The sequence below is a fragment of the Achromobacter sp. Marseille-Q0513 genome, assembly GCF_018195695.1.
Taxonomy (GTDB): Bacteria; Pseudomonadota; Gammaproteobacteria; order Burkholderiales; family Burkholderiaceae_B; genus Achromobacter.
On sequence record NZ_JAGTJY010000182.1, the window covers coordinates 1 to 12,671 of the forward strand.

The 12,671-nt window shown below is 63.4% G+C and carries 11 protein-coding genes and 1 pseudogene; 8 read left to right on the forward strand and 4 right to left on the reverse strand.

Annotated features, from left to right (window positions below):
• The 4 genes and pseudogenes from KDH83_RS25520 to KDH83_RS25535 form a co-directional block, all read right to left on the reverse strand.
• A pseudogene (locus KDH83_RS25520) lies at positions 1 to 342 on the reverse strand (hypothetical protein); the annotation flags it as partial.
• Positions 343 to 730: 388 nt separating this feature from the next.
• On the reverse strand, positions 731 to 2,455 hold the full coding sequence (locus KDH83_RS25525) for a flagellin (RefSeq protein WP_212320804.1): 1,725 nt from the start codon (positions 2,453 to 2,455) through the stop codon (positions 731 to 733).
• Between the two features lie 259 nt (positions 2,456 to 2,714).
• The gene (locus tag KDH83_RS25530) at positions 2,715 to 4,319 is read right to left on the reverse strand and encodes a class I SAM-dependent methyltransferase (protein WP_212320805.1); all 1,605 of its coding nucleotides are present in this window, start codon (positions 4,317 to 4,319) and stop codon (positions 2,715 to 2,717) included.
• 183 nt (positions 4,320 to 4,502) lie between these two features.
• Complete coding sequence (locus tag KDH83_RS25535) at positions 4,503 to 5,261, reverse strand: RNA polymerase sigma factor FliA (RefSeq protein ID WP_212320806.1); 759 nt, start codon at positions 5,259 to 5,261, stop codon at positions 4,503 to 4,505.
• A 431-nt stretch (positions 5,262 to 5,692) separates the two neighbouring features.
• Here KDH83_RS25535 and flhD point away from each other — a divergent pair, with 431 nt between their 5' ends.
• The 8 genes from flhD to KDH83_RS25575 all read left to right on the forward strand — a co-directional run.
• Positions 5,693 to 6,016 (forward strand): flagellar transcriptional regulator FlhD, encoded by a 324-nt coding sequence (gene flhD, locus KDH83_RS25540; protein WP_006219025.1) that lies wholly within the window; start codon positions 5,693 to 5,695, stop codon positions 6,014 to 6,016.
• Positions 6,017 to 6,048: 32 nt separating this feature from the next.
• On the forward strand, positions 6,049 to 6,630 hold the full coding sequence (gene flhC / locus KDH83_RS25545) for a flagellar transcriptional regulator FlhC (protein WP_212320807.1): 582 nt from the start codon (positions 6,049 to 6,051) through the stop codon (positions 6,628 to 6,630).
• A 118-nt stretch (positions 6,631 to 6,748) separates the two neighbouring features.
• Entirely contained in the window at positions 6,749 to 7,618 is an 870-nt protein-coding gene (motA, locus tag KDH83_RS25550) for a flagellar motor stator protein MotA (RefSeq protein WP_212320808.1), read from the forward strand.
• Positions 7,619 to 7,632: 14 nt separating this feature from the next.
• Positions 7,633 to 8,622, forward strand: coding sequence for a flagellar motor protein MotB (motB, locus tag KDH83_RS25555; protein ID WP_103274008.1), 990 nt, complete (start codon positions 7,633 to 7,635; stop codon positions 8,620 to 8,622).
• A gap of 2 nt (positions 8,623 to 8,624) precedes the next feature.
• Entirely contained in the window at positions 8,625 to 9,005 is a 381-nt protein-coding gene (locus tag KDH83_RS25560) for a response regulator (protein ID WP_103274009.1), read from the forward strand.
• A 29-nt stretch (positions 9,006 to 9,034) separates the two neighbouring features.
• On the forward strand, positions 9,035 to 11,179 hold the full coding sequence (gene cheA, locus KDH83_RS25565; protein ID WP_212320809.1) for a chemotaxis protein CheA: 2,145 nt from the start codon (positions 9,035 to 9,037) through the stop codon (positions 11,177 to 11,179).
• A 15-nt stretch (positions 11,180 to 11,194) separates the two neighbouring features.
• A complete protein-coding gene (cheW, locus tag KDH83_RS25570; RefSeq protein WP_103276433.1) occupies positions 11,195 to 11,695 on the forward strand; it encodes a chemotaxis protein CheW in 501 nt (166 codons plus the stop codon).
• Positions 11,696 to 11,788: 93 nt separating this feature from the next.
• The coding region (locus KDH83_RS25575) for a Tar ligand binding domain-containing protein (RefSeq protein ID WP_212320810.1) at positions 11,789 to 12,671 on the forward strand (883 nt) is incomplete at its 3' end.

Here is a 12,671-nt window from a genome sequence, read left to right on the forward strand (position 1 = left end):
GTACACGACCAGCAGCACGAGCGCGCCGTATATCGCCAGGGTATAGAGCGTGGTGAGCGTGGCCCAGCCCACGCGCCTGCCGGTGATGGGCGGGGCGTCCTCGCGGCCAAGCAGGCTGCGCCAGCGGACCAGCGTGGCCCCGGGCGCGCTGATCAGCCACCAGGCCAGGCGCCGGAGCGGGCCGGGCGGGCGAGGCAGCTGGGCGCTGACCTGGGCGGCCAGCAGTTCGCGCAGGGCTCGGTTTTCTTCGAGCAGGCGTTGGGCGTCGGCCGGCGCCTGATCGATGCGATCCGGAGTGCTGTCATGCTGCGTAGCGGGAGGATCGGACGGCGTGGCGGTCATGTTGAGAAAACTATAGATACAAAATCATGCGACCGCAATTATGGGGGGCGCAGGTAGCGGTCAAAAAAACGAATAAGCGGGCAAAAAGCCGGCTGCGACAGGCACTTGTCTGCAGGGTGTAAGCATGTGTCCGGAAGGCGGACGCGACACGGTGGGGAGCCGTAATGTCATGCAAGTTCAGGCGGATTTTCTCGCGCCTGGCGGCGCGCAGCATGCGATCCGGCGACTGCGACAGATCCGGGACTGTCAGAGTGGCTCGCGCGCTTGAAAGCACAAAGCCGGCTTGCGCCGGCTTTGTGCTTGGGTGGGACCCGAAGGTCCCCGTGCCAGGTCGGGCAAGCCGGACCTCGCGGTCCGGACCTGCCCAGCCGTTCCTGCTGAGGCGTGATTAACGCAGCAGCGACAGAACGGTTTGCGGCACTTGGTTGGCTTGCGCCAGAACCGAGGTACCAGCCTGTTGCAGGATCTGGTTCTTGGACATGTTCGACACTTCCGTGGCGTAGTCCGCGTCCTGGATCCGCGAGCGGGCGCCCGACAGGTTGTTGACGACGTTGTTCAGGTTGGCGATCGTCGATTCCAGACGGTTCTGCACAGCACCCAGCTCGCCGGTCAGCTTGTTCAGGACCTTGAACGCGGCGTCCAGGGTCTTGAGCGGATCGGTGGTCTTGTCGCCTTGGCTCGTCTTTTCGGTGGTCAGTTGGCCTTTGCTGTTGACCTTGGCCGTTTCACCGATCTTGGGGGCATAGTCGCCAGTGCCCGTGCCGCCAGTGACCTTGATTTCACCAGTGTCCTTGTTCACGGTGTATTCGGTGGTAAACGTCTCCACGCTGGTGAAGTTGCCCTTGGCGTCGAGGAACGTACCTGCAACCGCGGGGGGGCCGGCGACAGCTTTCGCCGTGCCATCGGTCAGGGTGATCTTGGCGGCAAAGATGCCAGAACCCATGTCGATGGTGGTGGTACCCGTCGCCTTGGCCAGATTCAGGACGGTGTCCTTCGAAGCAGTTGCCGTGTACTGGATGCCAGCAGTGGCAGCGGCAGCGGCCGTCTGAGTGAACTGGACATCGCCAACAGTGATGGATGCCCCGGCGTTGTCATACGTACCAGCCGCCGTCTGCTTGCTGATAGCAGTAAACATGTTCTCGAGTTTAGCTACCGCACCACCGGTCGCATTGTTAGTGCTCAGCTCGCCCGTAGCGCTCAGGTAGGCCTGTTGACCATTGATGGTCACCTTGCCGGTCGAATCAACGGAGAACTCCGCAGACGTGGTCTTGTTGGTGTAGACACCCTTGACGCTGCCCGTCGTGGGAACTTGTGCCTTGCCCAGATCGGCAACGTCGGTTGCGCTGCCGTTCAGTGCGGTCTTGGTGAACGTGAAGTTATCCTTCGCAGCGTTATAGGTATACGTGGTGCCATTGTTGGTAACCGTATCGCCATTGGCCAGTTTGTCGAAAGCTTGGGCGGCCGTTACCGCAGTATGCGTGGTGGTGACGTTGTAGACGCCCGAGCCGGTAGTCGTCTCACCACCCTTGGCGGCGATGATGTCGGTGACGGTGGCATTGCGGTTGTCCGTCACGCCCTTGCCGTTGACGTTGAAGCCGTTCAGGCCCAGCGTCTTGACGCTGATTTCCGACAGGTTCAGGGTGATGGTTTCGCCGTCGTTGGCGCCGACTTGCAGCGTCAGGGGCTTGGCGTTGGCCGACAGGACCTTCACGCCGTTGAAGTCGGTCTGTTCCGAGATGCGGTTGATGTCAGCCAGGCGCTGGTTGATTTCATCCTGCATCGAATCCAACTGCTCTTGCGAGTAGTTGCCGTTACCGGCCTGAACGGCCAGTTCGCGCACGCGCTGCAGGTGGGTGTTGACTTCGGCCGACGCGCCTTCCGTCGTCTGAGCCAGCGAGATGCCGTCGTTGGCGTTGCGGGCGGCTTGGGTCAGGCCCTTGACGTTCGCGGTGAAGCGGTTGGCGATGGCCATGCCGGCGGCGTCGTCCTTGGCGCTGTTGATGCGCAGGCCCGACGACAGGCGTTCGATGGCGGTACCCAGGGCGGACTGGGACTTGTTCAGGTTGTTCTGGGCAACCAGCGACAAGTAGTTGGTATTGATGACTGCAGCCATGTTTAGGCTCCCAAGGAGAGAAAGGCTTCTTCAAACCGGGCAGCTAGGCCGCCCAACTGTAACGTGAGGAACTGAATTTGAGGTTTTCAAGTTCGTCCGTTGCCAGGATTACGGCAGTCAAAAAACATTCTTTAGGGCAAATTTGAGAAAGGCGTGCTTTTCGATCATTGCCATGCCATGCCGTGGCTGCTGTGCGCCGCCTAATAAAAAAGGGGCAGATAGCCCCTTTCCCATGCCTGGCGATGATCGCGCTGCTCTTCTATATAAGCAGGCCGAGAGTGCGCAACTGATTCAGCACATCAGACAAGAGGGATTGCGCAACAGGATCCAGGTTGCGGACGCGCTTCATTGATTTGCCATTGGGGTGTGCCAGTTCGCCAGATGCGAGTGCATCGCGCAGCCTGGTGCGCAGTTCGGGTAGCGAAGTGCCCTTGTCGATGTGCTGGCCCACGAATCGATGTACCTCGTCGACCGGCGGGCGCAGGGATTGATGCCACAGGTTGTATTGGCCAATCATTCTGCTGCCCTGGATGTCGATGGCACGCAGGTGCGTCAGGCCCGGGATCCAGCGAGGCTGCGGCTCTTCATGGGCGTAGCCCACGGGTTCAAGCCGATAGCACAGCGCATTGGCGTTCAGGAGCAGCACAAGATGGGTCAGGATTTCCTCGCCCAGTTGTGCATCGGTCGTCGTCTTCTTTGCCTTTGGGCGCGCGGCGTCCAGGAGTTCCTGGAAGGTCAGGGCGCGGGGCCAGGCCAGCCGCAGGGCTTCGGCGATGGCCACGAAACTGGACACCTGGGAAGACACGCCGACGCCATTTGCGGTCAGATAGTGTCGTTCCTTGGACGGGGCGCCGGCTGGCGCCCGCGCTTGTGTCAGGCGCGCAGCCACATGCATTTTTTCCAGCGCGTTCGCTTCGGGACGATCCAGGATTTTCTCTGCTCGGTCGGCGTGGATCAGCAGGCTCTTGCGAAATTGCCTGCCTACAGCGAAATCCAGATACTGCTCGCGCATTTCACGGCCGGCATCGGCGGACAAGGCGCCATGCAGCATGGCCACGTTGTCGCCGTAGTTGGTGGAGATCATGGACTGCGGTTCCGCATCGGCCAGATAGGCCAACCCGGCTTGCTGGGCCGCGGCGACGAATTCCAGGAAATAGCAGGGCGCGTTGACCTCCTCCAGGTGCTCGTGCATCAGGTAATAGTCGGATTGCTTGCGTACCTGGCGCGCCGCCTGCTGCAAGGCCGAGCGTAGCGGATTGTTGTTGGATAACCCGTTTTCCAGCATGGCCAGCATATCCTTGGCCCGCGCCAGCCGTTCCTCCGGCGTCTGCGCGCCATGGCTGTTCAGGATCATCGCATCCCGCACCACGTCCGACGCCTTCCAGCCCGGATAGGTGTTGTAGCTGATATAGGCAATACCTTCAGGCGCCAGGTTTTCCCGGCACACGCGCAAGATGGCTTCGCGCACCTCCGGCGGCACCCAGCTGAACACGCCATGCACGATGATGTAGTCGAACTGCCCGAACGCCGGCGTGATGTCCGTGATGCTCATCGCGCGCAGGTCCAGATTCTTCAGGCCCATGGCCTTGACGATGGACTGGCCGGCTTCGATCTGCTGCACAGACAGGTCCACGCCCACGGCCCGGGCTTCGGGATGGGCGACGGCGTAGGGCAGCAGGTTGCCGCCGGCGGCGCAGCCCAATTCCAGAACGCGGGCGTTCGCCACGGGCGGCGCGCTGATGCCATACAGCGCCGCCACGGCTCGCAGATGGCCGGGGGCAGAGATCGAGAAGGCATTCGATTGGTAAGGCGTTTCGTCGTAGGCCGCGGCTAGCGCCTGGGTGACGGCGTCGGTATCGGTCATTGCGTATTCCTGGGGGCGGTAGAGCGAGTGCGCTGGCGCCGGCCCATGCCGGCGCCATGATGCGCGCCAGCCTGAAGGCTAGCAGCCGCTCGCGCGGAGAAATGGGGGGAATAACGGCGGAATTCGCCGGGATCTTGCACGCTTGGCACGAGCAGCCCGCGTGCGAACCCTGCAAACAGAGCGCTAAATAATCTGCGCGATCTGCCCTTCCTTGGGCAGATCCTGCCAGGCCTGTTCCTTCAGCTTGGCGCGAATCCGCGCCGTGGCCTGCGAGCGCAGCTGGCAGACGCGGGCCTCGGTCACGTTCATGATCGCGCCGATTTCCTTCAGGTTCAGTCCTTGCTCGTAACACAGCGACAGCAGCAGCTTTTCGCGGTCGGGCAGGGCGTCGATGGCGTGCACCAGCGCCTGGCGGAAATCGCCGGCCAGCAGGGAGTCGAGCGGATTGCCGGTGGCCGAGCCATGGCTCAGCGTGGCGCTCCAGTCCGATTGCGCGCCCGGGCCGCTATCGGCGTCGGTGGTGAAATCCTCGTAGTGCACGATCTGCACGCCTTGCGCGTCATGCAGCAGCGCCTGGTATTCGTTCAGCGGCAATTCCAGCTGCTGGGCGATCTCGGCTTCGGTGGGCGCGCGCATCAGCCGCTGTTCGAGCTGCTGGATGGCCTGCTCGATCTTGCGCGCCTTGGCGCGCACGCTGCGGGGCAGCCAGTCCTGGCCGCGCAACTCGTCCAGCATGGCGCCGCGGATGCGGGTGGTGGCGTAGGTCTCGAACTGCGCGTCGGCGGTTTCCTGATAACGACGGACAGCATCAAGCAGGCCGATCATGCCGGCCTGTATGAGGTCGTCGAGCTCGACGCTGGCCGGCAGGCGGGCGAGCAATTGCAGGGCCAGCTTCCGCACTAGCGGGGCATATTCGACCAAGCTGTCATCTGCGTGGGGCATTGCGGAAAGGTCAGGCGGTGTCCATCTTCACGCACCGTCGATCGTTGTCAATTTGCGACATTGTCGACAAACGCGCGGCTGCACTAAAGCGGGGCAAGGATAAGTGATCGGCAAGTTGCCATTGTCGGCAAAAGCGCTCTTTTCATTCCTTAAAGCACGCAACTTTTTGAATGCTTATTTGGCAAATTGACGTAAATTTGTCCAAGATTTGCATGTCAAGGTGTATCTAAAATCGCAAGTTGCGCAATATCAACAAAGATTTGTCATATAAGTCATAGAAAATGACATGACCTGTGGTAAATTTTACTTAAATTGCGAACAAATGATACATTTCGCATTAAAACAGGATGCAGCGGGCAATCATGCAACAAAACGTGAATTGCCCTTGGTAATCAAGCCCCTTGCGTGGGATAGGGAATAGGGGGTCGGGCGTGCAACAAGTCGAGAATTCTTTGCTGGCAGATATTCGTGAAGTGAATCTGTCCTACCTGTTGTTGGCGCAGCGCATGCTGCGCGACGACTATGCCGCATCCATGTTCCGTCTGGGATTCAGCAACGAAGTCGCCGATATTCTGATGCGCCTGTCGCCGGCGCAGCTGGTGAAGCTGGCCAGCTCCAGCTCGCTGCTGTGTCGCTTCCGTTTCGATGACTACAGCCTGCTGTCGGCGCTGACGCACGATGTGCTCGGCGGCGCGCTGCAGCAAGCGCATGCGACGATCCTGCTGGCAAAACAGCCCGTCGAAGAGCTGGCCTGACGGCCTTTCCGGATCCCACACGGATAATAGTCATGGCCATCAAGAGCGTTTCGCAGGAAGCCGACGACATTCTGCTTGCCAGCTCGATGATTTCACTGGGTGCGCGGCTGCAGGTGCTCGAGGCTGAAACCAGCCTGAGTCACGACCGCCTGGCGCGCCTGTATCGGGAGATACGCGGCTGCTCGCCTCCCAAGGGCATGCTGCCTTTCTCGGTGGACTGGTTCATGACCTGGCTGCCGAATATCCATTCCTCGCTGTTCTATAACGTCTATTCCTTCCTGAACGCGCGCACCACCAGCAAGGGCATCCGCGCGGTCATCGACGCCTACCGGCTGTACCTGGAAAACTCGGGCGTGGACAACGCCGAGTCCGGCGAGCCGGTGCTGAGCTTCACCCGCGCCTGGATGCTGGTCCGCTTCTTCGACAGCGGCATGCTGCAACTGTCGGCCTGCCGCCAGTGCGGCGGTCATTTCATCGCCCATGCGCACGACCCGCAATCCGACTTCGTGTGCGCCATTTGCCGGCCGCCGCCCCGCGCCGGAAAGACGCGCGCGGCCGCCAAGGCGCGCGCCGGCAGCCGTCCCGTGCCTGCCGCCGACGCCGCCCGTTCCTGAGCGGCGGCGTCCAAATACATCAAAAGCCCTGGAAAACTCCCCGTAACCCGCCTTTTTGGGCCGGGGGGAACAGGGGATCATTGACGCCGGTTTTAGACTTCGTTGGCAGGGGCCTGATGTGTTGATTGTTATCGGTTATCTCGTGGTGAGCGTCTCGGTCGTCGGCAGCTTCATCGCGCTGGGCGGCCACCTGGGCGCGCTATACCAGCCTTTCGAGCTCACGCTGATCTTCGGAGCCGCCTTTGGTGCGTTCCTGGCCGGCAACAGCAAGAAGTCCCTGATGCTGGTCAAGAAAGCCTTGCCCGACGCGCTCAAGAGCTCGCAGTACAGCAAAGAGGTGTACATGGAGCTGATGGCGCTCCTGTATGTCCTGCTGAACAAGGCGCGCCGCGAAGGCCTGATGGCCATCGAATCGCATATCGAGGATCCGGCCTCCAGCCCGATCTTCAGCGAGTACCCGCGCATCATGAAGGACAACAAGCTCATGGAGTTCATCACGGACTACCTGCGCATCATGATCAGCGGCAACATGAGCTCGTTCGAAATCGAAACGCTCATGGACGAGGAAATCGAAACCTACCGCCACGAGCGCGAAGTCCCCACCCATGCCCTGCAACAGATGGCGGACGGCCTGCCGGCCTTCGGCATCGTGGCGGCGGTGCTGGGCGTGATCAAGGCCCTGGCGGCGGTGGACCAGCCGCCCGCGATCCTGGGCGACCTGATCTCCAAGGCCATGGTGGGCACCTTCCTGGGCATTCTGCTGGCCTACGGCTTCGTCGGGCCGCTGGCCTCGCGCGTCGATCGCCGCACGGCCGAGGCGGTCAAGGTGCTGGAGTGCATCAAGACCACGCTGCTGGCCAGCATGAACGGCTATCCGCCCCAACTGGCGGTGGAGTTCGGCCGCAAGGTGCTGTTCTCGGCCGTGCGCCCGACCTTTGGTGAGCTGGAAGAACACGTCCGGCAGACCAAGTCCACCGGCAAGGCCTGACGGAGCAGCGGGCCATGAGCACCGTAAACAACCACCGTGTGGTGATCCGCCGCAAGAAGGTCAGGGGCGGCGGCCACCACGGGGGCAGCTGGAAGATCGCCTACGCCGACTTCATCACGGCCATGATGGCGTTCTTCCTGGTGATGTGGCTGATCAGCATCGTGCCGCGCGAAGAACTGAAGGGCATCGCGGAGTACTTCCGCATGCCGCTGCGGGTGGCGCTGACCGGCGGACCCAGCAGTTCGGCCGAGACCAGCGCCGTGCCCGGCGGCGGACGCGATCCGCTGCGCAGCGACGGCGACGAGCGCCGCGCCCAGGGCAACCGGGTCGAGGCCCAGCCCATGGTGGACGCCGAACGGCGCGATCACCATCGCCTGGAAAACCTCAAGAAGCGCCTGGAAAACGTGATCGAGAACAGCCCGGTGCTCAAGAGCTTCCGGCCGCAGCTGCTGATCGACATGACCACCGAAGGCCTGCGCATCCAGATCATCGACAACCAGAACCGCCCCATGTTTGCCACCGGTCGCGCCGAGGTGCAGCCGTACATGCGCGACATCCTGCGGGAGCTGGGGCCGGTCCTGAACGAACTGCCTAACAAGGTCAGCATCTCGGGCCACACCGACGCGTCGCAGTACGCGCGCGGCGAGCGCGCCTACAGCAACTGGGAACTGTCGGCCGACCGCGCCAACGCATCCCGCCAGGAGCTGGTGGCCGGCGGCATGAGCGAAAGCAAGGTCATGCGGATCCAGGGGCTGTCGTCCAGCATGAGCCTGGTTAAAGATGATCCGTATGCAGCCGTTAATAGACGTATCAGCCTCGTGGTGCTCAATCAGGGCACCCAGCGGCGCATCGAGAATGAAAACGCCGCGGCCGCGGACGTGAGCGCGCGCGATGCCCGCGAGGTCGGAACGGCGGTGGAGGCGGCCCAGGCTGCGGTCAGGGCCGCCGGACAAACCAATCAGGGCGCAGCGGAAAGCACCCCGCGCGCCGAAGGGGTTCAATAACGATGGCGGCAACGATACTGGTGGCCGATGATTCGGCCACGATGCGCATGATTGTGCAGGCGACGCTGACCGGCGCGGGCTGGAAGGTCGTGACGGCTGGCAATGGCCAGGAAGCGCTGGAAATGGCCCGCAGCCATCCCATCGACCTGGTGGTCAGCGACTGGAACATGCCCGTGATGGGCGGCCTGGAGCTGATCCAGGGTCTGCGGGGAGAGGACCAGTACGTGGACGTGCCCGTTCTCGTGCTGACCACGGAAGACGACGTGGACAGCAAGATGGCCGCCCGGGATCTGGGAGTGTGCGGCTGGCTGTCCAAGCCGGTCGATCCCGACGTGCTGGTGGAATTGGCGTCCGAACTGCTCAACGAGCAGCCGGGCGCGTAGGCGAGTTCATTTATGAAGGCGTACCGGCCATGAGTTCTGGTTTGGATCTCAGTCAGTTTTACGAGACCTTTTTCGACGAGGCGGATGAGCTGCTCGCTCAGATGGAGCAGTTGCTGCTGGAGCTGGACGTGGGCTCGCCCAACATCGAGCAGCTCAACGCCATTTTCCGGGCCGCCCACTCGATCAAGGGCGGCGCGGCGACGTTCGGCTGCTTCACGCAGCTGGCCGGCACCACGCACCTGCTCGAAAACCTTCTGGACGCGATCCGTCGCGGCGAAATGGCGCTGCGCACGGACATGGTGGACATATTCTTGGAAACGAAAGACGTGCTCAAAAGCCAATTGGACGCCTACCGGGCCTCCGAAGAGCCCGACGAAGCCGTATTCGAGCGCATCTGCGCGGTATTGAGGCAGCTGGCCCTGGAGCATAAGGATCCCGCCGCCGCAGCCGCGCAGGCGCCGGCCCCCGCGCCCGTCGCGGCCCCCGCGCCGCCGCCCGCGCCCGAACCCGAGCCTGTCCCCGAACCCGTGGCGGCCGCGCCGGCGGGCGACGGCGCCGGCCTGCCGCTGCGCGTGCGCATCACCAAGGTGTCGGACAAGGACGCCGAGGCCCTGCTCGAGGAAATGGGCAACCTGGGCCAGGTGCGCGCCAGCGAGCGCGCCAATGGCACGCTGACCGTCTGGGTCGACAGCACCTGCACGCCCGATGATATCGAGGCGGTCTGCTGCTTCATCGTCGACGCCGACCAGCTGAACATCGCCCGCGAGGCGGCTCCGGGCGCATCGGCGCCGGCGGCCCCGGTCGAGCAGTTCGCGCAGGCGGCCGAACAGTTCGCCGCGCAGGCGCAAGCCCAGGCACCGGCGCCGGCTGTTGCCGCGCCGGCCCCGGCCGCGCCCGCCGTGGCCGAGTCGGCCGCCGCTGCCGAAGCCATCACCCAGGCGGCGCGCGCCACCCGCGCGGCGCCCGCGCACGCGGACAAGGAATCGACTTCCATCCGCGTCGGCGTGGAGAAAGTCGACCAGATCATCAACCTGGTGGGCGAGCTGGTCATTACGCAGGCCATGCTGGCGCAGACCGCGTCCACGCTGGATCCGGTGCTGCATGACCGCCTGCTCAACGGCATGGAGCAGCTCGAGCGCAACGCGCGCGACCTGCAGGAAGCCGTGATGTCCAACCGCATGATGCCGATGGACTACGTGTTCAGCCGCTTCCCACGCCTGGTGCGCGACATCGCCGGCAAGATGGGCAAGCAGATCGAACTGCAGACCTACGGCCGCGCCACCGAGCTGGACAAGAGCCTGATCGAGCGCATCATCGATCCGCTGACACACCTGGTGCGCAACAGCCTGGACCACGGCATCGAGACGCCCGAGAAGCGCGTGGCGTCCGGCAAGGATCCCGTGGGCCAGCTGGTGCTGTCCGCCCAGCACAACGGCGGCAACATCGTGATCGAGGTGAGCGATGACGGCGCCGGCTTGAACCGCGAGAAGATCCTGAAGAAGGCCATGTCGCAGGGCCTGCCGGTCAACGAGAATTCCCCGGACGACGAAATCTGGCAACTGATCTTCGCGCCCGGTTTCTCCACGGCCGAGAAGGTCACGGACATCTCCGGCCGTGGCGTGGGCATGGACGTGGTGCGCCGGAACATCCAGGACATGGGCGGCCACGTGCAGCTGTCTTGCGAGCCGGGCAACGGCACCACCACGCGCATCGTGCTGCCGCTGACGCTGGCGATCCTGGACGGCATGTCGGTGCGGGTGGGCGAAGAGACCTTCATCCTGCCGCTGAACCATGTGACCGAATCGCTCCAGCCGACCAATGACCAGATCTATTCGGTCGCCGGCAACGAGCGCGTGATGCAGGTGCGCGGCGAGTACCTGCCGCTGGTCGAGATGCACCGCGTGTTCTCGGTGGGCGGCGCGCAGACCGATCCGACCCAGGCCATCGCGGTCATCATGCAGGCCGAGGATCGCCGTTTCGCGCTGCTGGTGGATCACCTGATCGGCCAGCACCAGGTGGTGGTCAAGAATCTCGAGTCCAATTACCGCAAGGTGCCCGGCATTTCCGCAGCCACCATCCTGGGCGATGGCAGCGTGGCCCTGATCGTCGACGTATTCGCGCTGGCGCGCGCCAACCGTGAGCGTTGGTCGCAGCCCGAAGCCATTTTGAATTGATGGAGAATGAACCTCATGGCAGCCAAACCGCAAGCGCAGGCCGCGCGCAATGAAGATGTCGGCAGCGAGTTCCTGGTCTTCACGCTGGGCGACGAAGAGTACGGCATCGACATCCTGAAGGTCCAGGAAATCCGCGGCTACGACGCGGCCACCGTGACCCGCATCGCCAATGTTCCGCCCTTCATCAAGGGCGTGACCAATCTGCGCGGCATCATCGTGCCGATCGTCGACCTGCGCATCAAGTTCAACCTGGGCAGCGTCGAATACAACGAGCAGACCGTGGTCATCATCCTGAACCTCGAGCGCCGCGTCGTCGGCATCGTGGTCGACGGCGTGTCCGACGTGCTGATGCTGAACTCCGGCCAGATCCGGCCCGCGCCCGAGTTCGGCGCGACGCTGTCGACGGAGTACCTGACGGGCCTGGGCACGGTCGACGAGCGCATGCTCATCCTGGTCGACATCGAGAAGATGATGACCAGCGACGAAATGGCGCTGGTGGAGAAGGTCGCCTCCTGAACGGGGCGGCAGGCAGGATGAACGGACGAGGCGTCATATTGAACCCGATGTGACGCTTTCCTCAACGATTGCAGTCAGGGAGTGGTTCTTGTGATGCGCAAGTTTTTCGCGAACATGACGATACGCGCCAGCCTGTTGTGGGTGCTGGCGTTCTTCTCTTTCATGTTGGTGATCGGTGCCGCGCTGGGCGTGTTGTCCCTGCGCATCAGCAACGGTACGCTGGCCGAACTGAAGCAATCGCAGGAACTGGACGACGCGCTCGGCCGGGTGGTCCTGAGCTACAAGGACGCGCTCAACGGCCTGAGCCGCGCGGCCTCTTCCAACTACGCGGACATCGTGCGCAACGTCGGCCAGGCGACCCTGCCGACGGCAGGCCTGGCCGGCGAAGCCGCCGGCCTGCTGCAGCGGGCGAAGGCCTCCCTGAACAAGGGCCAGGCCGAGTACGAGTACTACAAGAGCCTGGCCAAGCCCGCCGATGCGGCCGAATCGCTCAAGGAAATCGAAGAGTCCTACAACATCCTGATCCAGCAGGGCCTGAACCCGCTGGCCGCCACGCTGGAAAAGGGCGACATGCCCGGCTACCAGACGCAGGTGCAGATGGTGCAGGACACGCTGGAGGGTCGCTTCGCGCGCGCCGTCGAGGGCTTTGACTTCTGGCGCGCCAGCAAGACGCTGGACGCCTTCGAGGTCGCCCAGGTGCGCTACCAGTTCGTGCTGATCGCGGTCAGCGCCGGCGGCGTCATCGCCGCGCTGCTGGTGTTCGCCACCTATGTATTCCTGCGCCGCCGCGTGCTGCAGCCGCTGCAGGAAGCCGGCCACCATTTCGACCGCATCGCCGGCGGCGACCTGACCGCCCGCATCGACGCGCGCAATACCAATGAAATCGGCCTGCTGTTCGCGGCGCTCAAGCGCATGCAGGAGAGCCTGACGCGCACGGTGTCGGCGGTGCGTCGCGGCGTGGACGAGATCAACGTCG